This is a genomic window from Advenella sp. S44 (assembly GCF_002810445.1).
Classification (GTDB): Bacteria; Pseudomonadota; Gammaproteobacteria; order Burkholderiales; family Burkholderiaceae_B; genus Advenella.
This window is the reverse complement of sequence record NZ_NEXS01000003.1, coordinates 979,809-1,005,797: the sequence shown is the minus strand read 5'-3', so window position 1 is coordinate 1,005,797 and position 25,989 is coordinate 979,809. Positions and strand designations below refer to the sequence as shown.

23 protein-coding genes are annotated in these 25,989 nt (G+C 54.8%); 4 read left to right on the top strand and 19 right to left on the bottom strand.

Features of this window, described 5'->3' with window-relative positions:
* Positions 1-13 precede the first annotated feature (13 nt).
* Both CAP48_RS08690 and CAP48_RS08685 read left to right on the top strand, forming a co-directional pair.
* A complete protein-coding gene (locus CAP48_RS08690) occupies positions 14-862 on the top strand; it encodes a phosphatase PAP2 family protein (RefSeq protein WP_100695583.1) in 849 nt (282 codons plus the stop codon).
* Positions 863-1,008: 146 nt separating this feature from the next.
* The gene (locus tag CAP48_RS08685; protein WP_242444454.1) at positions 1,009-1,947 is read left to right on the top strand and encodes an MBL fold metallo-hydrolase; all 939 of its coding nucleotides are present in this window, start codon (positions 1,009-1,011) and stop codon (positions 1,945-1,947) included.
* Between the two features lie 113 nt (positions 1,948-2,060).
* Here CAP48_RS08685 and CAP48_RS08680 read toward each other — a convergent pair whose 3' ends face one another.
* The 11 genes from CAP48_RS08680 to CAP48_RS08630 all read right to left on the bottom strand — a co-directional run bounded on the left by CAP48_RS08680 (position 2,061) and on the right by CAP48_RS08630 (position 13,108).
* Positions 2,061-4,244, bottom strand: coding sequence for a TonB-dependent siderophore receptor (locus tag CAP48_RS08680; protein WP_100695581.1), 2,184 nt, complete (start codon positions 4,242-4,244; stop codon positions 2,061-2,063).
* A 588-nt stretch (positions 4,245-4,832) separates the two neighbouring features.
* Complete coding sequence (locus CAP48_RS20625) at positions 4,833-5,273, bottom strand: hypothetical protein (protein ID WP_153045668.1); 441 nt, start codon at positions 5,271-5,273, stop codon at positions 4,833-4,835.
* 267 nt (positions 5,274-5,540) lie between these two features.
* Complete coding sequence (locus CAP48_RS08670) at positions 5,541-6,080, bottom strand: thiamine pyrophosphate-binding protein (protein WP_100695579.1); 540 nt, start codon at positions 6,078-6,080, stop codon at positions 5,541-5,543.
* The gene (locus CAP48_RS08665; RefSeq protein WP_100695578.1) at positions 6,077-7,318 is read right to left on the bottom strand and encodes a PepSY domain-containing protein; all 1,242 of its coding nucleotides are present in this window, start codon (positions 7,316-7,318) and stop codon (positions 6,077-6,079) included. The genes CAP48_RS08670 and CAP48_RS08665 overlap by 4 nt, the downstream gene beginning before the upstream one ends.
* A gap of 80 nt (positions 7,319-7,398) precedes the next feature.
* Positions 7,399-8,424, bottom strand: a complete 1,026-nt coding sequence (locus tag CAP48_RS08660; RefSeq protein ID WP_197707249.1) for a metal ABC transporter solute-binding protein, Zn/Mn family — start codon at positions 8,422-8,424, stop codon at positions 7,399-7,401.
* On the bottom strand, positions 8,421-9,257 hold the full coding sequence (locus CAP48_RS08655) for a metal ABC transporter permease (protein ID WP_369806345.1): 837 nt from the start codon (positions 9,255-9,257) through the stop codon (positions 8,421-8,423). The genes CAP48_RS08660 and CAP48_RS08655 overlap by 4 nt, the downstream gene beginning before the upstream one ends.
* A gap of 59 nt (positions 9,258-9,316) precedes the next feature.
* On the bottom strand, positions 9,317-10,078 hold the full coding sequence (locus CAP48_RS08650; RefSeq protein ID WP_100695576.1) for a metal ABC transporter ATP-binding protein: 762 nt from the start codon (positions 10,076-10,078) through the stop codon (positions 9,317-9,319).
* On the bottom strand, positions 10,075-11,025 hold the full coding sequence (locus tag CAP48_RS08645) for a metal ABC transporter substrate-binding protein (RefSeq protein WP_100696731.1): 951 nt from the start codon (positions 11,023-11,025) through the stop codon (positions 10,075-10,077). The genes CAP48_RS08650 and CAP48_RS08645 overlap by 4 nt, the downstream gene beginning before the upstream one ends.
* A 37-nt stretch (positions 11,026-11,062) precedes the next feature.
* The gene (locus CAP48_RS08640) at positions 11,063-11,656 is read right to left on the bottom strand and encodes a DUF6162 family protein (protein ID WP_100695575.1); all 594 of its coding nucleotides are present in this window, start codon (positions 11,654-11,656) and stop codon (positions 11,063-11,065) included.
* A complete protein-coding gene (locus tag CAP48_RS08635; RefSeq protein WP_100695574.1) occupies positions 11,653-11,988 on the bottom strand; it encodes a hypothetical protein in 336 nt (111 codons plus the stop codon). The genes CAP48_RS08640 and CAP48_RS08635 overlap by 4 nt, the downstream gene beginning before the upstream one ends.
* A gap of 175 nt (positions 11,989-12,163) precedes the next feature.
* Positions 12,164-13,108 (bottom strand): LysR substrate-binding domain-containing protein, encoded by a 945-nt coding sequence (locus CAP48_RS08630; protein WP_100695573.1) that lies wholly within the window; start codon positions 13,106-13,108, stop codon positions 12,164-12,166.
* Between the two features lie 174 nt (positions 13,109-13,282).
* Here CAP48_RS08630 and CAP48_RS08625 point away from each other — a divergent pair, with 174 nt between their 5' ends.
* A complete protein-coding gene (locus tag CAP48_RS08625) occupies positions 13,283-13,564 on the top strand; it encodes a hypothetical protein (protein WP_100695572.1) in 282 nt (93 codons plus the stop codon).
* 195 nt (positions 13,565-13,759) lie between these two features.
* Here the strand turns inward: CAP48_RS08625 and CAP48_RS08620 are convergent, their stop codons facing one another.
* Positions 13,760-15,775 carry a TonB-dependent siderophore receptor gene (locus CAP48_RS08620; protein ID WP_161495222.1) on the bottom strand — a complete coding sequence of 672 codons (2,016 nt, stop codon included), beginning with the start codon at positions 15,773-15,775 and terminating at the stop codon, positions 13,760-13,762.
* Between the two features lie 310 nt (positions 15,776-16,085).
* Entirely contained in the window at positions 16,086-18,458 is a 2,373-nt protein-coding gene (locus tag CAP48_RS08615; RefSeq protein WP_100695570.1) for a cation-translocating P-type ATPase, read from the bottom strand.
* Between the two features lie 87 nt (positions 18,459-18,545).
* Between CAP48_RS08615 and cadR the strand changes: the two genes are divergently transcribed.
* Positions 18,546-18,977: a Cd(II)/Pb(II)-responsive transcriptional regulator gene (gene cadR / locus CAP48_RS08610; protein ID WP_100695569.1), complete on the top strand. Its 432-nt coding sequence runs from the start codon at positions 18,546-18,548 to the stop codon at positions 18,975-18,977.
* Between the two features lie 95 nt (positions 18,978-19,072).
* On the opposite strand, the gene CAP48_RS08605 is transcribed toward cadR, so the two are convergent.
* The 6 genes from CAP48_RS08605 to ppk1 form a co-directional block, all read right to left on the bottom strand.
* Positions 19,073-19,360 carry a DUF1330 domain-containing protein gene (locus CAP48_RS08605; RefSeq protein ID WP_100695568.1) on the bottom strand — a complete coding sequence of 96 codons (288 nt, stop codon included), beginning with the start codon at positions 19,358-19,360 and terminating at the stop codon, positions 19,073-19,075.
* Between the two features lie 174 nt (positions 19,361-19,534).
* Positions 19,535-20,311, bottom strand: a complete 777-nt coding sequence (gene pstB / locus CAP48_RS08600) for a phosphate ABC transporter ATP-binding protein PstB (RefSeq protein WP_100695567.1) — start codon at positions 20,309-20,311, stop codon at positions 19,535-19,537.
* A 41-nt stretch (positions 20,312-20,352) separates the two neighbouring features.
* Entirely contained in the window at positions 20,353-21,240 is an 888-nt protein-coding gene (gene pstA / locus CAP48_RS08595) for a phosphate ABC transporter permease PstA (protein WP_100695566.1), read from the bottom strand.
* 20 nt (positions 21,241-21,260) lie between these two features.
* Complete coding sequence (pstC, locus tag CAP48_RS08590; protein WP_100695565.1) at positions 21,261-22,220, bottom strand: phosphate ABC transporter permease subunit PstC; 960 nt, start codon at positions 22,218-22,220, stop codon at positions 21,261-21,263.
* 162 nt (positions 22,221-22,382) lie between these two features.
* The gene (pstS, locus tag CAP48_RS08585) at positions 22,383-23,429 is read right to left on the bottom strand and encodes a phosphate ABC transporter substrate-binding protein PstS (RefSeq protein WP_100695564.1); all 1,047 of its coding nucleotides are present in this window, start codon (positions 23,427-23,429) and stop codon (positions 22,383-22,385) included.
* Between the two features lie 327 nt (positions 23,430-23,756).
* Positions 23,757-25,865: a polyphosphate kinase 1 gene (gene ppk1 / locus CAP48_RS08580; RefSeq protein ID WP_100695563.1), complete on the bottom strand. Its 2,109-nt coding sequence runs from the start codon at positions 25,863-25,865 to the stop codon at positions 23,757-23,759.
* Positions 25,866-25,989: the final 124 nt, after the last annotated feature.

Here is a 25,989-nt window from a genome sequence, read left to right as displayed (position 1 = left end):
AGACGCCCGCAAAATGACCATCTCTCCGTTTACGCTGACGCACACCCGATCATACTGGTCCTATTATCTTGCGGCGCTGGCCTGCGCCCTGTTTCTGCTGATCCTGCTGAATGTCCGCATGGAGGGCAGACTGTTTGCCCTTGACCAAACCATTTATCGGCAGCTTCAGTTGCTGCGCACGCCATGGCTGGACCAGATATTGATTACGGTGACGCAGTTGGGCGATACGTTCATGATCACGGCCATCGCATCCATTGTTCAAATATGGTTGTTACTTAAGAAATCCTGGCGGACGGCGCTTTACTGGGGAGGCACTCTTATCACCGCTGCCGTTGTCAATACGACCATCAAGGCGGCGGTAGTGCGGGCCCGGCCCGGCGACATGATGTATTCCGGCTGGACCACCTATTCCTTTCCCAGTGGCCATACTACAACAAATATTGTGCTGTATGGTTTGCTTAGCATTCTGCTTTATCCTTGTCTTGGCAGGCGCGGTCGGATTATCGTACTGTGCGGGGCAATGGTATTTGCACTTACCGTTGCCTTCTCACGCGTGTATCTTGGCGCGCACTGGTTTTCAGATGTGCTGGGCGGCGTGCTGATCAGCACATTGATTCTATGTGTCGCGGGTGCAAGATACTACGCCGGAAAAATTCACAACCTGTCTGCAAGCGGTTTACTGATTCCGGTGCTGGGCACATTCTTGATCGTCGGCAGTTTCCATGTCTGGCACGACCGGCACCCGAGCGCGCAACGCTATGCCGCATCAGTGTCGCGCGCTTGCAAGCACCCGCAAACGCTTGAGGTGTCGTTTTCCCCAACCGTTGGATGTACCGCTTCCTCCGCACTTAAAAGCGACTGACCGCCATCAGTGAATATTATTGAACTGCAGCAACGTCCTGATATTTATGGGCTAATTTGTTATTATATTTTCATATATATTTATTACTCATAGTAATTAAAGCCCGCTTTTAAAGCCACTCTTCCTGTAACCCGGAGGCCACTATGTTGTCTGACCTGTCTCATGATCCGGCGTGCCAGAAGGCATCGCAACAAGTCGCAGAAGCTCGCAAGAATCCGCTTGAAGTTCCCGTTGTAAAAAGCTTTTTTGACGAGGCCACCAATACCATCAGCTACGTCGTACATGCCCAAAATAATGGACAGTGTGCGGTCATTGACAGCGTACTGGACTACGACGCATCTTCGGCCACAACGGCAACCCGGTCGGTGCAGAAAATCATTGATTACGTACGATCCAAGCAGTTGCAAGTGCAATGGCTTCTTGAGACGCATGCCCATGCCGATCATCTGTCGGCTGCGCCGATTCTGACCCACGAGCTGGGCGGACAACTGGCTATCGGCAAGCACATCGGACAGGTTCAGCGCACCTTTGCAAGCATCTTCAACACCCAAGGCGCGCAATCGGGCACCGCCGACGATTTTGACCATCTGTTCGAGGACGGCGACGCTTTCATGATCGGCAGTCTGCCTGCAACGGTCCTGCATGTCCCCGGTCACACGCCGGCGTGCCTGGCTTATATCATCGGCGACTGCGTATTTGCTGGCGATACGCTTTTCATGCCTGATTACGGCACGGCACGATGTGATTTCCCCGGAGGCGATGCCCGTACCCTGTATCGCTCCATTCAACGCCTGCTTCGTTTACCCGGCGAGGCTCGGGTCTTCATGTGTCATGACTACAAGGCACCCGGGCGCGACGAGTTCGCATGGGAAACCACCATTGAGGCCGAACGCAGGCATAACGTCCATGTGCACGAAGGCATCTCTGAATCGGAGTTCGTGGCAATGCGCACCGAGCGGGACGCGACGCTTTCCACACCAAAACTCCTGTTGCCATCCATTCAGGTCAATGTTCGCGGCGGCAAGCTGCCCGAACCTGAGGCCAATGGCGTGCGCTACCTGAAGATCCCGATCGACACATTTTGAATCCTGGCGCCGGCGCGCTCAGGGATTGCCATACGACTGCGACAACCGGCAGGGCCATCCCGGCAGCACGAAGAGGGTTCGTGTCGCCGGGCTGAACACAACCGATAAGACAACTAGAACGACAGCGATACTGATGCTTTCACCGTCCGGCCATTGCCGGCTGTGAGCTGGCCGAACTGCGGCGCAACCGTTGCCCAGTAGCGTTTATTGAATACATTGTCAATTCCGAACCGGAAGGTAGTTTCTTTGCCGGCCAGTTTAGTCGTGTATCGGGCACCCAAATCTACTCGAGTCCAGGCGGCTACAGTCCCCTCGTTTTCCTTATTCACATACTGCTTGCCGCGATATGTGGCATAGCCCTGCAATGTCAGACCTGGCGCGAAGGCAGGATCCCATTCGGCACCCATGGTCGCCTGAAACCGGGGAACACCCGGCGCATGGTTGCCGTCACTGAGACCATCCTGAGTTTTCTGCAGACGGGCATTCATCAACGTCATACCACCGACCAGCCTGACCCCTTCTGTTGGCTGGCCATAAACACTAAGCTCGATACCGCGGTTGCGTTGTTCTCCGGCCGCACTGAAAATTTTGGTCTCGTTATCCAGATAGAATTCCGGCTTCTCAAGCTGAAACGCCGCCAGGCTGGCGCCGTAGTCTCCCATATCAACTTTGACGCCAGCCTCAATCTGCTTGGTACGTGCCGGCTTGAAGACTTCATTACGGTTGTCTGCAGTGAGCGGGGCTGTCTCGCCACGAGTCAGGCCTTCAATATAATTGGCGTACAGCGACACATTGTTCAGTGGCTTGAAGACCACGCCAAAAAACGGCGTAATAATCGATTTGTCGTAATCTGAGGAAGCGGCGCCCGAGTAATCATAAGCGGTGTGGCGCAGATTCTGGTGCCGCATGCCCAGTGTCAGCAGAATGCGCTCATCCAGGAACGAAAGTGTATCGGACAAGGCAATGCTGCGCAGAATGGAGCGATCCACCTTGCCGGGGTTGTCGATATCGCCGCCAGATGACGTGATTTGCTCAGGGTACGGGGAGTCTATCGGATTGAAAATATCCCGATCCTGACTGGCAAAAAACTGATAGGCGCTGTGATTGCTTGTGCGCAAGGCCGACACACCAAGGTTAACCTGGTGACCCACGGAACCGGTCATAAAGTGGCCTCGTAAGCCCACTTCACCAGTGACTGAAGTGCGCTCATAGGGCGTACGCAAGGGGCTGTGTGAGCCAATGCCATTGCCATTGACTGTAGCGCCCGAGTACAGGCCGTCTTCTTTATCGTGACTGGTTCCTACGGCAGCGTAGGCCATCCAGTTTTCGGACAAATCATATTCGGCTCTGGCAACGGCATAGGTGCTTTGCAGTTTAGACCAGGCCCAGCGCTGTGCGTAATTGACACTGCTCGATGGCGCATCGGGTACACCGTCACCAGTCAGGTTGATAGTCGGCCGCGCGTGGTCATAGCGAATGTTCTGGTAGCCGACGTCCAGCGACGCACGCAATCGCTCGCCACGATAATCCAGTCCGAGCGTAAGCACCGAGGTTCGTGAATCGGCATCTTTGGTAGACATCTGGCCATCGCGATGAGCGGCGTTGACCCGAACCCCGAATTGGCCCGCATCGCCCCAGCGTCGACCAATGTCCACGCCGCCACCCACTTGCCCCCGTCCGGTGTAGTCCACATTCAGGCGAGTTAGCGGATCGTCGGTGCCCCGCTTGGGCTGAATATTAATCAGGCCGCCCAGGCCGCTGCCGCCTGGCGCTGCACCGTTGAGAAAGGCGCTGGCCCCCTTGAAGACTTCGACGCGTTCAACCATTTCAGTGGGCAATACCTGGCGCGGCAAAATACCATACAACCCATTGAATGCAAGGTCATCGTTGTTCAACGGAAAACCGCGTATCACAAATGTTTCGGCAAAGTTGCCATAACCGTTGCCGACCTGCACCGTCGGATCATTCTTGATGGCATCGCCTAACGTACGAGCCTGCTGATCTTCAATCAATTTGGCGGTATAGCTGTTAACAATAAACGGGGAACTCATGTTATCTGCATTGCCCAGAATCCCCGCCTGCCCGCCCGTACCCACCTGGCCTCCCGGGTAAGCTGGCGGTGTGGGTACCGATACAGAAACGTTCTCGTCGGTAGCATTGATCGCTTCCAATTGGGTCGCGGGAGCCGATACCGGCGCCGACACGGTCTGTCCATAGACCGAGCTCGCCGATGCAAACAGCGCCAGAGGCAAAGCGCGCAATATCAATAAACGGGAGGGGTTTGAAGTTGATGTCATGATCTGGCGTAAGTCCGATGATTGAATCTGCAATGGAGCCTGTCTTTGTCTTTATCCATTGAACAAAGACAGGCATGTTCTGTATTGTGAGCTGAGGGTCGCCATCACTTGGCGTGGTCACGCTCACCGGGTGGTGAACCCCACTGATTTGGCTCACTCTCCCGGCACATTCGATCGTTCAATTAACGATGAAATAGTGAATTATAATCAGAATCATTCTCAATATCGCCTTATTTAATTGCGTTTAAGGCTATAACGGGCCGTCTGATGCAAAAATAAGACAGTGAAACGGAATTATCATGCCTGGGTCGCCGGCACAAAGTGCCTCCGTGGTTAGCTGAGCACGAAAGCCCGATTGCCCCTTCGTGCCGGAACTCGTGTGCCCCACGCCGACATCAACACTGAAAGTGAGCACCGGATTCAGTACTTATAGTTCAGCGTGGCCATGACATTGCGTGGCTCGCCCCACGCACCCTGGCTGTAAAATCCAATTTGGTCGTCGTATTTTTTATTGAACAGGTTATTCATGTTCAGCGGCAACGAAACTTGATCGCTGAGCTGATAGAAATCGATTCCCCTCTTCCGTTCCTAAATTGTTCCTGTAAAAACAGGCACTTCATTACGCAAGGCCTCGCGCAACTCCGCTCGGAAGACGTTGCCGTTCGGTGTTGCTTGCGATTGGGATTTCCGTTGTAATTGCGGTTGTGATTGCGGTTGTGATTGCTTTTGTGATTGATACTGCTGCTGATTTTTTAATTGCGTTTGAGAAAAACCCGCCGGTAGCGCCGCAAGCGATTCGCCCGGATTTTTATTGATTTCCAAACCGCAAGCAGCCTTTCTCGGCGAAACGGCGTCGGCCTGTAGCCTCCCGTCCCGGATATGGATAATACGATCGGCCAACTGAGCCACTTTGCTATCATGGGTGATCAGAATAATAGTGTGACCAGCCTGTGCCAGTTGCTTGAGCAGAAACATGACTTGTTCGCTGCTGGCGGTATCCAGTGCACCGGTAGGCTCGTCGGCCAGCATAATGCGCCCGCCCAGCGGGATGGTATCCAGAATCTGTCGGCGGCGATGCTGATCGGTAAGGTGGTTGCGCACGCAGCGATGCAGAAAGCCTCTGGGATGCGTGAGCGTACCGCTTATCTTGCCTTCAGTGCCTGAGTCAGGACATCATGCGTGGCATCTTCAGCGTCCTGTCTGGAGTCTGATTGCCGGGTCCATGTTCTTAGCAGCTCCTGATAATAATGCAGCCAGTCGCCGGGCAGCGAACCCAAGTCGGTCAAAGTCGGTCAGTCAGCGATGGCCCAGCCACTTCATGGTCACCGGAGACGCATCGGCCAGCGGTATTGGCGTCGAATGCCAGGACCCATCCCAGCCTTCTGCAGTCAGCCACAATTGGGCATCGGGCGGCGTTTCCCTGGGTATCAGTACACCGATCTGCATATTGTAAACGCTGCCAAAACCAATGGCGCCCGCGGTACGCAGGCTACGCGGTTTGCCCACCCGCAAATAAACGGCGCGAACCGCGCTACGGCAGGACTCGCACAGGGAAACCGAAAACACCTTCACGAAACCGGCAGTCCCGTCCCGTCTGGGCGGCAACGCATCGAATTCGGCCATATTCACTTGCCAGGGACCGACCGTTTTTGCGCCCAGGTCATGCACCCCCAAGCCCAGGTCGCCCGAGAACAGCGCCTGATCCTTGATGTAGCGCGGCACAAAACAAAGGGGAATCACAATGGAAAGCACGCTAAGATGAAATCGCCAGCGATACCACCATGCCTTAAAGCCTGTCCGTCTTGCCGGACCAAGCGCCTGAATCTGACTGCTCATGATGTGCCCTTTTCTGTGCTCATAAACCGGGCGCCTGCTGTGGCCGGTGACTGGGGCCCGCCCTGCTCGACACGAGCCTGTTGCTTGCGCGCTTTGCGATGCTCCCGGAACATGCCGGCCGTTTCCTTGGCTGTCCGTTTGGTCCAGATCAACATACCCGACAGCACCATCATGGTCAGCAGAATGCCGAACAGAAAATACACCAGCTTGAGCCACAATCCTGCAAAGTCACCAGTATGCAATGGTCGCATAGACTCAGTAACCAGTTCCACAGCGGAATAATCCGATACCGTCCGGGCCGTGTCCACGTTACCGGTATACGGATTGACCGACGCCTGCTCCAGAATCAGTGGGTAGCTGCTGCGTCCCGTCACCGTATAGTGGCTATAGGCGTTGCCGGGCAGGAAGATAGCCTCGGCCTGCATATCGGGGAAACGGCCTTTGGCCTTCTGTACGGCCTGGTCAGGGGACAATTGCAAACTTTCGGTGGAGCCGGCAGTGCGCGTAGGCACATCCTGCCGTTGCACCATGGCCGGCGGTGGCGCCGTCGAAATGGAAATACTGTTGTCAAACAGAATCGCCTGAATCAAGAACCACATTGCCGTCACACTGATAATGGCAATGAAAGGTACAGACCAGATACCGGCCAGGCGGTGAAAATCGCCCCAGAAAATTCGGGCGCCTTGACGTATTCGCAAGCGTGGCTTCAGATATCCGCGCCAGAACCGCTTGTACACGACCAGCCCGGTAATCAGGGAAATGAGCATCGGAATACCCAGCAGCGACACGGCATACCAGCCCCAGGCAAAGCCATTGGTAAATGGCACAAGCAGCCAGCCATGCAATGCGCGTACGAACTGCCTGAAATCAAAACCGGAAATCTGACCCTGAATGACACCGGTATAGGGATTGACATACAACTTACCGGACGTGCCATCTTTATAGCTGGTATTGACGGTCAGGGCAAATTGCGATTTGACCGGCCGGCGGATGGAGTTGACCACCGACCCCGGGTGGGCTTTTTCGACTCGTGCCAGGACCTCATCATAGCTGAGCATACTGGGATTGCCCGCAGGCGGATTGGCGCGCACCATCGGGCTGGCCAGCCATTCAATTTCCTGGCTGACCGTGGCAATACTACCCGTCAAGCAAACGAAAAAGATAAAACCCCAAATGGGCAATGCCAGCCAGCTGTGAATCAGAAACCAGAGTTTGGCTTTGGATTTTTTCTTCGTCATTGCCTATCTTCCCTCGTCTGCAATCAGCAATTCAATTGTCATCGGCATAGTCAATCCGTCCTCTTTCCTTCGGTCCGGTTTCAATGTTCGCCGCCATCAGCCATGGCTCGCGCCAGGCTTTTTGCGGCCACCTCCAGTGCTTCCAGCGGGTCGTTTCCGTCAGTTTCTACCACAACCGCTTTGGCGCCTGCCTGCGTAATGGCAGCGGCAAGATCCGGCGTGGCGGCTTCGTGCAGCAGCACCACTGGCACATCATTGTCTTTAATCGTCTTGCCAAGCGCGGCCAAGGCCTGTGTATCCCACTTGCTCTGATCCGGCACGGGCACGACGTCCAGATTGAACGCCGCAGCCAGCGTGTGCAACCTGGGCGAGATCACCACGACAGACAAATTCGGCGCGTTCACAAGGGCAGACTCGACCTCCGCGTTTAGCGCCACCAGCCGTTGTCGCAACGCCGCCAGATTGGTCTCTACAGTATCTTTAGCGTCGGGCTCAAGCCGCTGGATGTCAGATGCAATAATATCGGCCATGCGCCCCATGTTGACCGGGCTAAGCCACGGGTACGCTGCGGCGGTATTGGTCTGTTCCGTTGCGGCAATGCCGGGCAGCGCATGATCTACCGGATTGGCGGCATCAATTTCGACAATACGGATATTGTGTTTGCGGGCAAAAGGATACAGCGGATCGTCCGGCCAGATGGAGCGCAAATGCACCACGGCGTCGGCATTGCGAACAGCACGGTCAAAGGACTTTGCGCCGCGGCCCGACAAATAGGAGTAATGGCGGGATGCTGGCAGATTGGCCGGGGTCGCGCGTTCGGAGGCAATCGCGCTATCGCGCGTGAGCGCTTCAAGCAATCCGTACACAACCGGATGGGATGCCACGACGGTTGTGATTGCCGCGTCTTGCGCAGGCTTGCCGCCACGCATGTCGTTTGCAGACCGACCCGTTGCCGCTTTGCCAGCTGCGGGTGCGGCTACAGGCGCGGGCGTTTTTGCTTCATTCTGGGCAAGCGAAGACTTGACCGGGGTGGCGATCAGACATAAAGTGAGCAGCGCCAGGCGCAACGGAAAAAAACGGGGTGATGACACAGCAGTCGACTTCATGCCGTTGTTCCTCTTAATGCAGGGATAAATCCTCTGGCCAGCGCCGCGAGAATAAACACGCTACCGGCTACCAGGATGATGGCGGCGCCCGATGGCACCGGTAAGGCGAACTGAATGGGCAGAAGAATACCTGCCAGCGTACTGATAATCGCGATAACGATGGATAGCCAGAAAAAGCCACGCATGGAGCGCGCCAGGATTCTGGCCGTTGCCGCCGGAATGACCAGCAACGCACCAACCAGAATGGCGCCAATCACCTTGACGGCGGCAACAGTGACCAGCGTCACGAGAACCACAAACAGATAGTCCATCAGCGTGGTGCGCACCTTGCGCACGGCGGCCAGCTGCGCATTGAAGCTCGACAAAATCAGATGGTTATAGTGAAACAGCGCCAGGCTCGCCGTTAGCACCCCGATCACACTGAGCACCAGCAGATCCTGGGAGGTCACTGTCAGTACCGAACCGAACAAAACATTCTCAAGAATATGAATATTGATTTTGCCTGCCAGCACCAGCAGCAGACTACCGCCCAGCGCCAGAGAAATCGATAAAAAGACGCCAATCAAGGTATCGGACGCCAGACCGGTGCGGTTGCGCAGGTAATTGAGCAAAATGCCGAACAGTAGGCAGAACCCAAAAAGACTGCCATACGGTCCAGTGTAGGGCTCTCCGACAAGAATGCCGATGGCCACGCCCGTCATGGCGGCATGGCCGACCGCTTCGGAAAAAAAGGCAAACCGCTTGACCACCACCAGGGTGCCCAGTCCGCCCAGCAATGGACCAATGATCAGGCCCGCCATTAGTGCGTTCACGACAAAGCCGTAAGTGAACATCTGCGGAAGAACGCCGTCCTGTGCCCATTGCTGTAGCAAAGTCCGAATGGTGTCAAAGATCATGCCGCCACCTCTGACCGATGCGCCAGCACCGGCCCAGCGTCGGGCGCACCATGCACGCGAGGCTGAGCGGAGAACAGCGTGAGCAACTGCTCGGCAGACAATACCTGCTGCGGCACCCCGTCAAATACGATCCGATGATTGAGGCCCGTGACCCGGTCTGACAGCCTTCTAACCGCATCCAGATCGTGCTCTACCCACAGCACCGTCACGCCCTGGTCGCGCCAGTATCCGAGCAGTCCTTCAAACACGGCAACGCCGGCTTCATCGAGCGCCGCCATGGGCTCGTCCAGTACCAGCAGCGACGGAGCAGGAATGAGCGCCTGCGCCAGCATGATGCGCTGGCGCTCGCCGCCCGAAAGCGCGCCCATTCGGCGCTTGCGTTTGTTCTGCATGCCAACACGCGTGAGAGCCTCATCAATGGCGCTGGTCTGGCGACCAGACAAGCCGAAAAACGTTGGTCTGCGTTGTGTCATGACGCCCATAAAATCATTGACGGTCATAGGCAGGGTACGATCAAATTCCAGGGCCTGCGGCACATAACCAATAACCCCCGGCTGGGCAGGCCAGGTCAGTGTGAGTGCGCCCTGGTGCGGCATCTGCCCCATCAGTGTCTTGATAAGAGAGCTTTTGCCTGCGCCATTGGGGCCGATCAGGGCATGGATGCTGCCCGCCGGCACTTGAAGATTGATGTCGTGCAAAATGGGGGTCTGTCCCAGCGTGAGCCCTACCTGTCGCATCTCAATGGACGGGCCTGTCATTTTCCGGACTCCTGCATGGCCCGCACCACCGTATCCAGGTTTTTTTCGGTCTCGATCTCCAGTTTTTCAGGAGAGTATTCCCCATAAGAGATATGCGTCAAAGGATAAAGGCGGACACCGGTTTCGCTACGGATCGTATCAACATACGCAGACGGGAAGTCCATTTCTGAAAAAATCACGTTGACGTCCAGATTCCGTAACTGGTCTATCGTTCCCTTGAGCTGGGACGGACTAGGTTCAATACCATGGGCCGGTTCAACGACAGCGGTCACCTCCAGGCCGAACTCACGCAACAGATAATCATAGGCCCCGTGAATGGTGGCAACGCGCATCGCGCCACCGGGCACACTGGCAAGACGCTGCAACGCCTGCGCACGCAGGGTCCGCAGTTTTTTAGTGTACTCACGGGCGTTCTTACGGTAGGCATCGGCATTGTCCGGATCCAGCTTTGCCAATTCGCGCGCGATGGTGTTTACCTGGGCGATGGAGCCGGTGACCGACAAAAATGTGTGGGGATTCACAACCTTTCCCGATGAAGCACCGCTGCCGGCTCGCGATGCCGACCCGGTCGCTGCCAGCAAGGGCACATTGGCGTTGGCCTCAATCAGCGGCACCTTGGGGTTGTCGCTGGACTGGATCATGCGATCGGCAAAATCGTCATGACCGATGCCATTGACCACGATCACGTCCATATCGTTGATGCGCTTGATATCCTCGGCCCGCGGCTCGTAGGCATGCGGGTTGAACCCGGCCGGAATCAGCGGAACCACTTGCGCATGGTCCCCCACGATATTGGCCACATAACTATAATAGGGATGCAAAGTCACGCCAATGCGCAACATCTTGGCGTGCGCACCGCCTGCTGTTGCCAGCAAAACCAATGTGGCACAAAGAAAAGAAAAGGCGCGAACCCGACCGGCAAAGACAGACAACAGAAAAGACGTCATGAGGTTTGAAAAGTAAGATATGTTGAGTGCTGCCGCACTAGGGTTGATGGCGTGTCGCGCCGACATCGAATTGCGACACAATTTCCTGCCAGCCGGCTTGCACCAGACTTCCCGGATCCAGAGTCGCCGGCATTTGCGCTTGCGCCTGTGCTCCCTTGTATAGCCAGACCTGCGTCTGGCGGCTATCCGGCGCCGCGTGCCCGTCAGCATCCGGCGATCGCGTCACACGCAACAACATGGAGCTTGCCGTATCCGGTTGATGAGTCACACCGATATACGCGGCAATAGCGCCATCCTGCTTCATATGCCATTCATGACCACCGCGCCGTGCCGTGGCAACATCTGTTGCAAAGGGCGGAATCATTTGGGTGGCCAATTCGTTAACGTCAGGGACAGTTGGCGCCAAGCCAATTTCATCGGCAGCCACCAGCAAATCGGCATAGACGCCCTGCTCGGCCGCCGTCAGGCCATGACGCGCGTCCACCTGATGGGCCTGCACCTGTGCGACAGTTGTCTGGGTTGTTCGCAACACAATGGTGAGGGTCGCCAACATGACGATAATGATGCACACTGCCAGCACCACGCGTGTCTCATGCCCCGCACCAGCAGGCCGGATGGCCTGTACCGTCATTGTGCAATCTCGCTCTGGTCAATTTCTACGACGTGCCCCGGCCCCGCATCGAACAAGATATAGAATTCCTGATCCGGTTTCTTAAACTCCAGGGTGGAATCCTCTGATAACTTGCCCGGCAGCAGCACCTTTTCATCGTAGGAGATGACATCGAGCGTTACGCCCGGCGCCGCTGATCCATCGGAGAAACCGCCTTTGCACAGCACCTTGTCGGCGCCCACTGCCTTGCAACTGGCAACCGGATTATGCGCCCATGCAGATGGGATCACGACCGCAGACAGAACCAGCACGCCAGCAAAACAGGCGGACCAAAAGCGTGGTAAATTTTTCATATGAAGAACTGCCAATAAGACGGTGCAAACCTGAGGCTTGACCGACGAGTAAATAAAACGCGTTATATGCCGGTACTGTAACTGAATTGGTCGCTAATGTAAACTATTCTCATTACCATTCTTATTGCAGATTGTGCCGTTTTACAACAGGCCCCATAAGCGCCTGTGGATGTCACTAAGACTCGCCGGCGTGGCCGGCCGCGGTCGCGGCAGCGTCCTGCAAGAGTGCCGTTCGCGAGGCGGCCAACTCCTCGGTGATCCAGCTGCGCAGGGCGAGTAGCGCGGGCCAGTCACGCAATGCCGGCCGGTACACCAAATGAATGGCATGTGCTGTATCGTACGCGACCGATATCGGCGACAACCGGATCAGTTTGCCATTGCGGATAGCATCGGCGGCAAGCAGCTCACGCGCCAGCGTCAGGCCCAGTCCCTGCTCGGCGGCCTGTAACATGAGCCCCATATCATTGAATTCGGCAACCGTATTGAACGGTACCTGCAGGCCAGCCGCCGCAAACCATGCCTGCCAGGCGCTCCGGTCTCCCAGCAAAGGTTCTTTGAGAAACGCAGCGGGCGGCGCACCCACCAGACGCCGCGCATCTACTGCGCAGCCAACCACGATCAGGGGCATAGGATCTTCAAATAACCGGTCCGCCAGCACCCCTTGCCAAGGCCCCTTTCCCTCCCGCACTGCGGCATGAAACCCGTCCCGTTGCAAATCAACAATCTGCTGGGATGCAGTTATTTCAAGCGCAATATCCGGGTGACGCTCGCGCCAGCGCTCCAGTCTAGGTAACAACCAGCGTTGCGCAAACGACGGCACAACCGAAATACGCAGCTTTTTCTCTACGCTGTCCGACGCCAGCCGGGCCAGTTGCACGCCGTCTTCGATCTGCATCATGGCCGACTGCACAGAACATAACAGCGCAGCGCCAGCAGCATTGAGCACCACTCTGCGCCCCTGCCGGTCAAATAGCGGAAAACCCAGCGTACTTTCCAACTGGCTGATCTGCTGACTGACCGCGCTATGGGTCAGATGAAGCACCTGGGCGGCGGCGCGCAGGTTCTGCAATTCGGCAACCGTACGGAACGTCGGCAGTGTATTGAGGGGAATCCGGCGCACAGCATCTCCTTAACGATAACGGGGCAGTCATGGAAGCCTGCTAAATAACTGGTAAGAAAAATTGACCAAAACAGTTAAAAATCATTGATATTCTTTCGCTGAATGGATAGTTAAACTTACCATAAGTTCACTGCCATTATCAACGATCAACTGCCAAGCGGCTAAGGAATCAACATGACTATGACCTCGCATACTCCAAGCACTCAGGTTACCCGTAGCTATCCCGCACTTCATATACCGCTGCGCACGCTGCTGGCTAAACTGCGAGCCACGCTCGTTCGCCGGGCAAAGCCCGATGCGGTGAGCCGCGACGACCCATGGGCCGGCGCAATCGGCCAAGTCGAGCACCTGGATGCTTATGTATTGACCGATATCGGCGCGCCAAAATGGGTTATCGATGAAGTGAGCCGCCGCCAGCGCAACGACGGCATATTGGATGTGTATAAGAAATGGTGATGGGAAGGTCGCGGCAGCCGGTATAGGCGGCGATCTGGGGTCGGGCAACTGCGCGATTGGTGGTCAACCCAAACCAGGCTTTTATTCGAGAAACACTATGCCCGGATCCATCAGCAGAGCCGTCAGGCATGCTACCCTGCCATTCGCTACCCTGCCATTTTTAGCGGATTGCGTCATTTCGTATCCTCAGGGTAATCAATATTTCAATTGAACGTTCATCCCGACGGAACGCGACGGAGCGTAATAACTCTGCCCCCACAGCAACGAAGTCAGATACTTTTTATTGAACACGTTTTTAACATTGGTGCCCACGGTGACGTGCTTGTTAAGTTCATAACTGGCCATCAGGTCAGTCACTGCGTAAGCCTTCTGTTTGGTATAAATATCTATTCCTGCCGGAGTCTTGCCCTGCAGGCGACGGATTTCGGACTGCCAGCAAACTGCAGCGCCCACCTTGAGCCCATGCACGGAAGGCACGGCATAGGATGCAGCGATAGTGATGGTACTTTTCGGTACATACTCGCGTACCGCATTGCCGGATTGGTCCTTGATCGAAAACAGATGGGTATAACCGGTACTGACCTGCAGCCCCGGCAGCACTTCTCCTTGCATCGTCAATTCAAAACCGGTGGATCGGGAATCTACCGGCTTGTAACGGTTCAGACCGTCCAGAAATTTGTCAACTTCGGCTGTATAGTTCTGTTCAGCGCGGAACAAGGCTACGCTGCCGGTCAGGCGACCGTCCTCCGATTCTCCCTTCAAACCAAGTTCGTAATTTCGGCCTTCGATCGCGGGTACGAGCTCGCCATGAATGTTGTAGCGAAATTGCGGGTTGAATATACCTGTATAGCTAGCATACACCGAGTAGTTCTTGTTCAGGTCATAGATCAACCCAAGGTAAGGTGATAGCTTATTGCGCCTGAAATAATGGGGATATTTATATAGAACGCCGTCACTGGTTACACGGGTATAATTCGCCCCGCCGATGACTTTAAAAGCATCCGTCACGTTCAAACGGGTGGCAATAAATGCTGTCGTTTTACGATCGGTAAAGTCAGCAAAGCCGAGGTCTGCGTTACCAAAATCGGGGTGCGGAAATTGTCGATTCCAGATGTAGATTGATGGCAAAGGAATATTAGTGTCCGCGGCCAAGGAGGTCATGTAATTTTCACTGCGACTGATATTGATACCGAACATCAAATCGTGTTCGCGCCCACCCAATCTGTATTTACCAGTGGTGCTGACATCCGCAAGTCGTTGCCTTTCGTAACGATTGTACTTGGTCGGCCACGAGAGCAAACCCAGACCCGTTACGCGGTCAGGCACGCCATCAACAAAGAAATGTTCGGCATCCTGTGTGATTTTGCGATATATCAGGGTTGCTTTTGTGCTCCAGCCTGCACCCCAGTCATGGGCTAGTTCCACAAAAGAAGTTCGGTCTGTCGTATTCCAATAGGCCCACTCGGGCGCTGTACTGTCCGAGACGTTATAATCAATAGGGCTGCCGTCCGTATAATAGAGTGGCAGCGCGCCCCACATGGTCGATTTGGCTTTGTTTTTTTGATGGGAATGGCCCAACGTCAGTGTAGTTCTGTCTCCCAGATCGGCTTCTACGATCGCGCCGAATATTTGTTTTGCCAGACCATAGCGGTCAAGATGAGAATTGCCTTTCTGATAAGCGCCAATTAGTCGCCCGCGCACCGACCCGCTGCCGTTGAGCGGTGACGAAATATCCACACCCGATCGCCGCGTGGCAAACGAACTGTAAGACAGATTGGCATTGGCGGAAAAATCGCGCGTGGGACGCTTCCGAATAAAATTGACAGTGCCTGACGGGTTGCCGGTATGGGACAGTAAGCCATTGGCGCCCTTGAGCACTTCTACCCGATCATAAAACGCCATATCCAGATCGCCCATCTGCTCTTCAGTAGAAAACTGCAGCCCGATACCATCTACCTGAAAATTGGTCGCCTCATAACCACGAATCGTATAGTAATTGCGATCGGTTTCAACCTGCTGCACAAACACGCCGGGTACTGTCGACAGTAGCGATGTTGCGTTGTCAAGTCTGAAATCGTCCATTTGCGTACGCGTCACTACGTTGATGGTCTGTGGTGTCTCGCGAGGCGATAACGGCATCCGCGCGGAGGTCGAGGTCAGCGGAACACTGTACCCTTCGGTCCCTTCGCTGACAGCGCTTTCATGGTTCACTGCATGGATAGGCTGAAGCGTCGTAATGCTGCGGTTGAGCGATCCTCTCTGTGGTGTTTCCGCCAGGGAGCCTGTTGTGACTACCACTGCGCTTAAAATTGAAAGCCTGATTAGTTTGGGCACGAACGCTCGCGGTGGAGCGCACAATCCATTTAGAAGAGCCGCCATATTACTTCTCGTCTTTTAATGTTTAAAAAAAATGATAACGAGAAATATTTTTATTTAAATCTTTTTGTAAATCAATGTAACTGTACCAATAAATCGTCAAAGATTGTCAAGATACTAGAGACGGTTCGTCATCGAATCTACCCTATGTTTCGCGATGTGGAAATCGCAACAACCGCAAGCCGTTAGCAACGACCAGTAAACTGGCGCCCACGTCGGCAAAAACGGCCATCCACATTGATCCTGATCCCAACAAGACGAGCACCAGAAAAACGGCCTTGATGCCCAGCGCCAGACTGATGTTTTGTATCAGCACCTGCCGGGTCTTGCGCGACAGCTTCAGGAATGCCGGAATTTTGGCCAGATTATCATCCATCAGCGCCACGTCTGCGGTTTCGATCGCCGTATCCGAACCCATCGCGCCCATGGCAAATCCGATGTTGGCCTGCGCCAGCGCCGGCGCGTCATTCATGCCGTCGCCGACCATGCCGACCACCGCGCCCGTAGCTTGCAGTTTTTGCACGACTTGCTGCTTTTCCTGCGGCAGCAACTGCGCCTGCGCTTGGGTAACACCGCTGGCGCTGGCGATGGCATCGACGACAGATTGATGATCGCCCGATAGCATCACAGTATTGACGCCCAGTCGATGCAGTTGTTCAATCGCGTTGACGCTACTATCCTTGATTTGATCGGCTGCGGTAAACAGCAGGAAAGCGGTCCCTTCGTTCATTAACAGCACAACGCTCTGCCCGCTGGTTTGTGCGTTGGTCACGGCTTGCTGCACCGCATTGGTCGTCACGCCAAGCTCCTGCGCCCACACGGCGCTGCCCAGGTGCCAGCGTTCACCGTCAATAACGCCCTGCACACCCCGCCCTGCCACGGCGACAAAATCGGCTACCGTCATCGCAGACACGGCGCTGGCCTCGCGCGCTTGCGCAATGGCGCGGGAAACCGGATGATCCGAACGGGCCGCAAGGCTTACTGCAATGCGGTGCAGCACATCTTCGGCCACGTCCGAATTCAGGGCCTGCATGCCAGTTTGCACCGGCCGTCCCTGCGTGATGGTGCCCGTTTTGTCCAGAGCAAGCCAGCGCATATGATGGCCCTGTTCCAGATAAACACCGCCCTTGATCAGGATGCCCATACGGGCGGCGGCGGTCAGGCCACTGACGACCGTGACCGGGGTCGAAATCACTAACGCGCACGGGCAGGCAATAATGAGCACCACCAGCGCCTGGTAGATCCAGAACAGCCACGCGCCACCAAATAAGAGCGGTGGAAGAATGGCGAGCAGAACTGCCAGCCCAACTACGCACGGCGTGTAGTAACGTGAGAACGTATCCACAAACCGTTGCGTGGGCGCCTTGACAGCCTGCGCCTCTTCAATCTGGTGAATAATACGGGCCAGTGTTGTATTGTCGGCGGCGGCCGTCACTTCGATTTCGATTTCACCGGCTTCGTTGACGGTACCGGCAAACACCGTGTCGCCACGCTGTTTGTCCACTGGCACGCTTTCTCCGGTAATGGGTGCCTGATTGACAGTGGTCGTCCCCTGGGTAATTCGGCCGTCCAGGCCAATGCGCTCGCCCGGCGCGATACGTACCGAACTGCCCACGGCCACTTGGAATACTTCTTGCTCCTGCCATTGGCCATTGATTTGCACGGTAACGGTTTCAGGCGCCAGGTTCATCAGCCCGGAGACGGCGGCACGCGTTCTGTCCAGGGACTTTGCCTCTATCCATTCAGACAGCGTGAACAGCACCATCACCATGGCAGCTTCAGGCCACTGCCCGATCAGCAGCGCGCAGGTGACTGCAATGCTCATGAGCGCATTGATATTGAGATCACCGTAGCGAAGTGCGACCAGTCCCTTGCGATAGGTCTCGGTCCCGGCCAGGGCAACGGCGGCAACAGCGCAGACGATCATCAGCCATGAGGGCCCGCTGAACCAGTGGACCAGCTCGGAGCTCAGCGCCAATACACCACCCAGCGCCAGATGCCACCATGCAGGCAGAATCCCGCCTCCAATATTGGGCGACACTTCGGCTGGCGATTGCTGGGCAAGCGCCTCATGCGTAGCTCCGTTGATATCGGTGGCGTACCTGTGTTCGCTACCATGCTCGGCATGATCATGCGGATGGTGATGACCATCGTGGCTATCCTGACCGGAAACGCCTTTGTGACGATGTGCTGCGCCGTCGCTGCCGCAGTCTCGCAAAACATGGCCGTCGGCAGCTTGTGGCGCATGTCCGCAGCAACCGGTGGTGGCCTGGCGGCGAACGCCCGCCGATTTGCCATCATGAAGCTCAGGCGTAAACCCGATTTTGCGGATGGCTTGCATGATCTCATCCAGTATGGCCGGGTCATGAGTCACCGACAGAACCCGGGACATCAGATTGAAACGCAATGCGGTTACGCCGGCTTTTTTTTCTAGTGCCTTGCGTAACAGCCGCTCTTCGGTCGGGCAATCCATTTGCTCGATTCTGATGGCGGTAACACGGGTGAGCTGCTCTGACATGCTGTACTCCAATTCATCGTATAATGACATTTAAAACCCTGAAGTAACTTCAGAGTCAAGCCATGAATGAACTAGACAGGAAATAACATGAAAATCGGAGAATTAGCCCGTTTGCAGGGATGCACCCCTGAAACCATTCGTTTTTACGAGAAAGTCGGCCTGCTGCCCGCACCGGTACGCACTGAGGGCAATTACCGCCATTACGATAATGAACATGTGCAGCGCTTGCGCTTTATCCGTAATTGTCGGATTCTGGATATGTCCCATGACGAAATACGCAGTCTGCTACAGGCCCACGACGAGACACCGGATGATTGCCAGCCTGTGAACCAGTCAATTGACGCGCATATCGAACATGTGGAAACGCGCATTCGTGAACTGAGTCAGTTAAAGGAGCAGTTGGCGTTGCTGCGCCAGCGCTGCACGGTGCCTCATGATGTCAAGAGCTGCGGTATTTTCGTAGAATTGCAGACGGCAGAGATGGTGGATCCCCATGTCCATGGGCACACTCACTTGTAACGAGATATCGTTGTCGCGGCCACTCGCCAGGCCCCTGCATTCTCACTACAGTGCCTGTTGTTTAACAACGGCAGGATATTTCCGACTGCAACAAGTTACACGCCAGGTACCATCAAAAACTGCGCTTCCGACACAGGTTCGCGTATGGCTTTAGCAGCCTGGTACTGTGGCGAATCATAAAATGCGCGGGCATGCTGTTCATCGGGAAACTCTACCACCACAATTCGCTGCTGCTCGGCGGGCCCCTCAAGCGTGACCGGCGAGGGACAGCGTACCAGGAAGCGTCCGCCATGGGCGGCCACGATATCCGGCGTCAGAGCGGTATAGGCAGCGTAGCCTTCGGGATCATTGACTTTGACGCGGACAATCAGATAATGCGACATGCTCGGGTTGCTCCTCTGGTCAGTATGAATTAGCGCGTGAATACGAAACACCCCGCACGAGGCGGGGTGGCGCAATGAGTTCACCTATCCATATTATTAAACATTGTTTTAAACACTGCGCTCCGCGATATTACCGATTTATACGGGTTCACATCATAAGGGGAAACCCTTGTATTAACCGAAACGACCGGTAATGTAGTCTTCCGTTTCTTTACGTTTGGGTTTGACGAACATTTGTTCCGTTTCACCAAATTCCATCATTTCGCCCAGATACATATACGCAGTGTAATCAGAGCAGCGCGCTGCCTGCTGCATATTGTGCGTCACGATGGCGACCGTATAGTCTTTCTTCAGTTCCGTAATGAGTTCTTCGATCTTGACGGTGGAGATCGGGTCCAGCGCAGAACACGGTTCGTCGAGCAACAAGACTTCTGGTTTGATGGCAACGCCACGGGCAATACACAGGCGCTGCTGCTGGCCACCGGACAGGCCGTTACCGCTTTGGGCAAGTTTGTCCTTGACTTCGTTCCACAGGGCAGCTTTGGTCAGGGCCCATTCCACCCGCTCGTCCATCGCCGCCTTGGACAGGCGCTCGAACAGCTTGACGCCAAAGGCCACGTTATCATAAATGCTCATCGGAAACGGCGTGGGCTTCTGGAACACCATGCCGACCTTCGCGCGCAACAGTGAGATATCCTGCGACGACGTTAGCAGATTCTCTCCATCCATGTTGATTTCCCCTTCGGCGCGCTGGCCCGGGTAGAGTTCGTACATTCGATTGAACGTGCGCAACAGCGTGGATTTGCCACAGCCGGATGGTCCGATGAAGGCAGTAACCTTGTTTTTGGCGACCCGTAAGTTCACGTTTTTAATGGCGTGGAACTTTCCATAATAGAAGTTCAGATTCTTGACTTCAATCTTTGTCTGGTCAATCGTAACCAAGTTTTCCATGTGTGTCTTCCTGACGAATACTTTAATTTAAGGATCGCTGACTATTTTTTGCGAAACAAGTTACGGGCCACAATATTGAGCCCCAGCACCAGCAATGTGATCAGTGTGGCACCTGCCCACGCCAGCTCATTCCAGTCCTTGAAGGGGCTGGCAGCATATTGATAGATCACAACCGGCAGATTGGCCATTGGCGCATTCATGTTCCAGCTCGTGAACTGATTGGAAAGCGCAGTAAACAACAGTGGCGCAGTTTCGCCGGCAATGCGAGCCACGGCCAGCAGAATGCCTGTGAGAATGCCTGACATGGCCGCTTTATAGCACACCAGCGTAATCACGCGCCATTTCGGACAGCCCAGGGCAGATGCCGCCTCGCGCAGGCTATTGGGCACCAGAGCCAGCATATTGTCTGTAGTTCGCACCACGACCGGAATTACCAGAATGGCCAGGGCAAAAGAACCCGCCCAGCCTGAGTAGTGGCCAGAGTTGGCCACTACGATGGCATAAATGAACAGGCCGATAACGATGGAAGGCGCGGACAGCAGCACGTCGTTCAAAAAGCGCGTAGCGGGAGCCAGCCAGCCGCGCTGGCCATACTCCGCCAGATACGTGCCGGCCAGAATGCCAACCGGGGTACCGATAGCGGTTCCGACCGCCGACATCAGCACCGAGCCGATAAGCGCATTGGCCAGCCCGCCGGCTTCACCCGGCCCGGGCGTTTTTTCAGTAAACAGCGAGAAAGACAGGGATCCCCCACCCTTTACGGCCAACGTGAACAGGATCCAGACCAGCCAAAACAGGCCGAAGATCAGAGCTGCCGAGGACAAGGTAAGCATGATCTTGTTTCGCATGTGGCGGCGTCGGTAGATCCAGTTGCCCGGATGAATGGCCGAATTGGCCTGTGCTGTTGTTGCAGTCGTCTTTGTAGTCATGGTTTATCTCTTGAGCCCAATCAGGATTTTTTACCTTCGCCTGCTGACAATTTTGCCAGCATGAGACGCGAGGCCATCAGCACCAGGGTTGTGATCAGGAACAGGATCAGGCCCAGTTCGATCAGGGAAGATTTCTGCAGACCGCCTGCTTCATTGAATTCGTTGGCAATGGCTGAAGCGATCGAATTGGATGGATCGAACACGCTGCCCGGCAGACGGAACGAATTGCCGATCACAAAGGTAACGGCCATGGTTTCGCCCAAAGCCCGACCCAGGCCCAGCATGATGCCACCGATTACCCCTGTTTTGGTATAGGGCAGCACAACGCGCCACATGACTTCCCAGGTCGTAGAACCAAGGCCGTAAGCCGATTCCTTGAGCATGGGCGGGACCACTTCGAAGACGTCCCGCATCACAGACGCGATATAGGGGATGACCATAATCGACAGCACCAGACCGGCCGTAAACAGGCCGATACCAAAGGGGGCTCCCTGAAAAAACTGCCCGAAAAAAGGCACGCCGCCCAGCACATTGATCAATGTCGGCTGGACGTATTGCTGAAAGATAGGAACAAAGACGAACAGGCCCCACATCCCGTAGATAATGGAAGGAATCGCAGCCAGCAGCTCGATTGCCGTACCCAGTGGGCGACGCAGCCAGGTAGGAGCCAATTCGGTCAGAAACATGGCAATACCGAAAGAAACCGGCACTGCGATAATGAGCGCCACAAACGCGGTAATCAGGGTACCAATGATAGGCACTACCGCGCCGTACACATCATTGACCGGGTCCCAGTCGTTAGTCCACAAAAATGCCGCACCATACTTAAGCAGCGTTTCCTGACTTCCATACAACAGCGAAACCATAATAGCGGCAAGCAGCATAAAAACGAAAAAGGCAAAAAAGCGCGCTACATTCTTGAACAACATGTCGGCAAACGCGTTGCTCTTGGCCGGTGTCGGAGGAAGTTCTTTTTGCATAGTGTGGATGGCAGACCGGTTCGGTGCAGCCACTGGTGTCGTTATCGAAACGCTCATTGTAAACCCGTCTTGGTGTTCGTAAAAAACATGGCGGCTTAAATTCTTAAGTCGCCATGTTTTGTCCAGAGTGTCGTCCAGAGGGTCAAGTCGTAAAAGACTTGATTATTTCCAGACCGCCTGGCCGTCTTCCGTTTTGATCTCGGACGCCCATGCTGCGCGAACCTGATTGGTCACTTCTTCTGGCAACGGCACATAATCTATATCGGAAGCGGCTTTGGCGCCGTTTTTGAATGCCCAGTCAAAGAACGACAGGACTGCTTTGGTCTGCTCCGGCTTCTGCGCTTTCTTGTGGACCAGAATAAATGTTGCTGCTGTCACAGGCCAGGAATCGGCACCTGGCTCTTCGGTCAGGACCACACCCATGCCCGGCGCGCTTTTCCAGTCGGCGTTGGCCGCAGCGGCAGCAAAGGCTTTCTGTTCCGGCTGAACAAAATTGCCGTCCTTGTTTTTCAGCTGTGTCCAGGACAGGTTGTTTTGCTTGGCGTAAGCGTATTCAACGTAACCAATGGCATTTTTCAACTGACCGACATAAGCGGCCACGCCTTCGTTACCCTTGCCGCCCTGCCCGCTAGGCCATTTGACGGCTTTGCCTTCGCCCACTTTTTCTTTCCATTCGGGGGACACTTTAGACAGGTAATTGGTCCAGCCAAAGGTTGTACCGGAGCCATCTGAACGATGGACGACAATGATCGCCGCTTCAGGCAGCGTCACACCAGGGTTCAGGGCGGTAATGGCCTGATCATTCCACTTGGTGATTTTGCCCAGGAAAATATCAGCCAGCACCGGACCTGTCAGTTTCAGCTGGCCAGGTTTGATGCCGTCGATATTGACCACTGCAACCGTGCCGCCAATCACAGCGGGAAACTGTAGCAGGCCGTTTTCAGACAATTTCTTTTCATTCAATGGATCGTCGGATGCACCAAAATCAACGGTCTTGGCGATGATTTGCTGCTGGCCGCCGCCTGAACCGATAGATTGGTAATTGATTTTATTACCGGTCTCTGCTGCGTACATGGAAGCCCATTTGGCATAAACGGGATAGGGAAAAGATGCGCCTGCGCCTGTCACGTTTGCGGCAGCGTGTGCAGCGAAAGTCGCGCTCGATAAAGCAATGGCGACAGAGACGCTTTTAAGTGCATGTCTGAACATGTATATTCCTTAATACGTTAAAGAGGTAACAAAATACGAACCTGAGTGTCCATGCCTCGTATAGTAAAACGGCCATATGACAGGATAGTGACAAATATAAAGCAATTTTTCGTCAACATCAGGGAAAACACTGAGATTTTCCTTGTTCTCCAACGTTATCAATAACTTATATCCTATTTTACGTAATAAAAAACGGCTGCAGACGGAAAAATAGGCGATAAAACGCAGACGACAAGCAACAATATCGCGAGCATCTTGATTGGCTGTCATGTTACAAACCATGCATCTGCATGCACCACTTGTCTGTTTTTCGCAGCGAGTGCGCCCTTATCCTGCCTTACCAAGCAGGTTCATCAGGTATTGATGAATATTGAACGGTTCGCGACGATTTTTTATTCGTTCGTATTCGCTGCTGGGCTTTTGTTCCCAGGAAAGCACATTGTCTTTCAAGGGAAAGATAAACGACTCATTAATCACGCGTTTTTTTAAAACCGGGTTCAGGATGGGAAAGGCCACTTCCACACGGCGGAAAAAATTGCGCGCCATCCAGTCGGCGGACGACAGATAAACCTGCTCCTGGCCGTCCGCATAGAAATAGAACACCCGCGAGTGTTCCAGAAAACGCCCCACAATCGAACGCACGCGAATATTTTCCGACAATCCCGGCACTCCCGAGCGCAGCGCGCAAACGCCGCGCACGATCAGCTCAATGCGAACACCGGCCTGGCTGGCCTTGTACAGTGCGTTAATCACTTCGATTTCAAGCAGGGAATTCATTTTTGCCATAATGACGGCTTTTTTGCCGGCCTGCGCGTGCTCGGTCTCGGCCTGGATCATCTTGAGCATCCGATCATGGAGGGTAAAAGGCGACTGGAGTAGTAGTTTGAGTGGACGTCTTGCGCCAAGACCGGTCAGCAGAGAAAAAACCCGATCCATATCTTCAGTCAGGTCGGGATTGGCGGTCAAAAGACCAAAGTCGGTATAAAGCCTTGCCGTACGCGGATGATAATTGCCAGTGCCCAGGTGACCGTAGCGCACGATTTTGCGACCTTCCCGGCGCAATACCAGCAGCATCTTGGCATGGGTTTTATGGCCGACAACACCATATACAACGTGCGCCCCGACCTCTTCGAGCTTGGCCGCCCAGTTAATATTGGTCTGTTCATCAAAGCGGGCCATCAGTTCTACGACAACCGTGACTTCCTTGCCGGCCTTGGCCGCTGCCAGCAGCAAGCCCATGAGTTCAGAATCCTCGCCGGTGCGATAAATCGTCTGCTTGATTGCGACCACCTGTGGATCCAGTGCTGCGGAAGTCAGAAAATCGATCACCGGCTTGAAGGACTGGTACGGATGGTGCAACAGCAAATCATCGCGCGTGATCGCGTCGAACATCTCCGCGGGGTTGTCGTTCATGGAATCAAACGGCGCCGGCAGGCGGGGACGATAGCTGGGGAACACCAATTGTGGGTCGGCATCAATATCGCACAATGGCATGAGCCGGGTCATATTCACACTGCCGTGAGTCCGATAGGTGTCCTTGGGACCCAACGCGAATTCCCGCTGCAGGAAATGCTCCAACTCTACCGGCGTGTCTTCGGAAATTTCCAGGCGAACTGCAGCTCCGAAGTTGCGCTGCGACAGCTCGCCCTGCAAGGCCTGACGCAGATTGGTTACCTCGTCTTCGTCCACAAACAGGTCGCTGTTGCGTGTAACGCGCCACTGATACAGCCCTTTGACCTGCATTCCCGGAAACAGCTCGCCCGAGAACTGCTGCATCAGCGAAGACAGCAGCGTATAGCAATGCCGCTGTCCGCATACCGACTCGGGAATCTCAAGCAGGCGCGGCAGCGCGCGCGGCGCCTGCACAATCGCGATGGAGGCCCGCCGGCCAAAGGCATCTTCACCGCTTAGCGAGACAATGAAATTCAAGCTCTTGTTATAGACGCGTGGAAACGGATGCGCCGGATCCAGGCCAATAGGCGTGAGCAGTGGCAGCACTTCATTCAGAAACATATCACGCGCCCAAGATGATACGGCTTCGGAATATTCACGGGGCGCGAGCACAGTTACGCCGCGCTGGCGCAGTGCCGGGAATATATCCTTGTTGAGCAAGGCATACTGGCGATCGACCAGCTCATGCACCCGTTGCTGCACCAGTTCAAATGCCGCCGAGGGGGTCAGGCCATCATCGCCCGGCACATTGGGAAACTGCCGTTCCTGTTCTTTGAGACTGGAAATACGGATTTCAAAGAATTCGTCCAGGTTCGAGCTGACAATGCAAAGGTATCGTAAGCGCTCAAGCAGGGGATTGGCCTGGTTCACCGCCATGCCCAGGACCCGTTCATTGAACTTGAGCAAAGAGAGTTCGCGATTGAGCAGCGTGGCCGTATCGGGAGTCGTGGAAGGCGAAACAGAAACAGATGTGATATCAGACATGAAGGCGGTTGTTGTTGGTTTTGAGCTTTAAGTGAAAGATTTCTTATACTCGCACAATATAACAAATTAATGACAGATAAAATTCCTGCGCGGGTTTGCCCTTATTTCGTTCATGGGCGCAGCT

Bases quoted from the DNA above. Each gene is read 5' to 3' on its own strand.
- CAP48_RS08690 (WP_100695583.1), top strand. From the start codon at position 14: ATGACCATCTCTCCGTTTACGCTGACGCACACCCGATCATACTGGTCC.
- CAP48_RS08680 (WP_100695581.1), bottom strand. From the start codon at position 4,244: ATGACATCAACTTCAAACCCCTCCCGTTTATTGATATTGCGCGCTTTG.
- CAP48_RS20625 (WP_153045668.1), bottom strand. From the start codon at position 5,273: ATGCTGGCCGACGAGCCTACCGGTGCACTGGATACCGCCAGCAGCGAA.
- CAP48_RS08670 (WP_100695579.1), bottom strand. From the start codon at position 6,080: ATGAGCAGTCAGATTCAGGCGCTTGGTCCGGCAAGACGGACAGGCTTT.
- CAP48_RS08665 (WP_100695578.1), bottom strand. From the start codon at position 7,318: ATGACGAAGAAAAAATCCAAAGCCAAACTCTGGTTTCTGATTCACAGC.
- CAP48_RS08660 (WP_197707249.1), bottom strand. From the start codon at position 8,424: ATGAAGTCGACTGCTGTGTCATCACCCCGTTTTTTTCCGTTGCGCCTG.
- CAP48_RS08655 (WP_369806345.1), bottom strand. From the start codon at position 9,257: ATGTTCACTTACGGCTTTGTCGTGAACGCACTAATGGCGGGCCTGATC.
- CAP48_RS08650 (WP_100695576.1), bottom strand. From the start codon at position 10,078: ATGACAGGCCCGTCCATTGAGATGCGACAGGTAGGGCTCACGCTGGGA.
- CAP48_RS08645 (WP_100696731.1), bottom strand. From the start codon at position 11,025: ATGACGTCTTTTCTGTTGTCTGTCTTTGCCGGTCGGGTTCGCGCCTTT.
- CAP48_RS08640 (WP_100695575.1), bottom strand. From the start codon at position 11,656: ATGACGGTACAGGCCATCCGGCCTGCTGGTGCGGGGCATGAGACACGC.
- CAP48_RS08635 (WP_100695574.1), bottom strand. From the start codon at position 11,988: ATGAAAAATTTACCACGCTTTTGGTCCGCCTGTTTTGCTGGCGTGCTG.
- CAP48_RS08625 (WP_100695572.1), top strand. From the start codon at position 13,283: ATGACTATGACCTCGCATACTCCAAGCACTCAGGTTACCCGTAGCTAT.
- CAP48_RS08615 (WP_100695570.1), bottom strand. From the start codon at position 18,458: ATGTCAGAGCAGCTCACCCGTGTTACCGCCATCAGAATCGAGCAAATG.
- cadR (WP_100695569.1), top strand. From the start codon at position 18,546: ATGAAAATCGGAGAATTAGCCCGTTTGCAGGGATGCACCCCTGAAACC.
- CAP48_RS08605 (WP_100695568.1), bottom strand. From the start codon at position 19,360: ATGTCGCATTATCTGATTGTCCGCGTCAAAGTCAATGATCCCGAAGGC.
- pstB (WP_100695567.1), bottom strand. From the start codon at position 20,311: ATGGAAAACTTGGTTACGATTGACCAGACAAAGATTGAAGTCAAGAAT.
- pstA (WP_100695566.1), bottom strand. From the start codon at position 21,240: ATGACTACAAAGACGACTGCAACAACAGCACAGGCCAATTCGGCCATT.
- pstC (WP_100695565.1), bottom strand. From the start codon at position 22,220: ATGCAAAAAGAACTTCCTCCGACACCGGCCAAGAGCAACGCGTTTGCC.
- pstS (WP_100695564.1), bottom strand. From the start codon at position 23,429: ATGTTCAGACATGCACTTAAAAGCGTCTCTGTCGCCATTGCTTTATCG.
- ppk1 (WP_100695563.1), bottom strand. From the start codon at position 25,865: ATGTCTGATATCACATCTGTTTCTGTTTCGCCTTCCACGACTCCCGAT.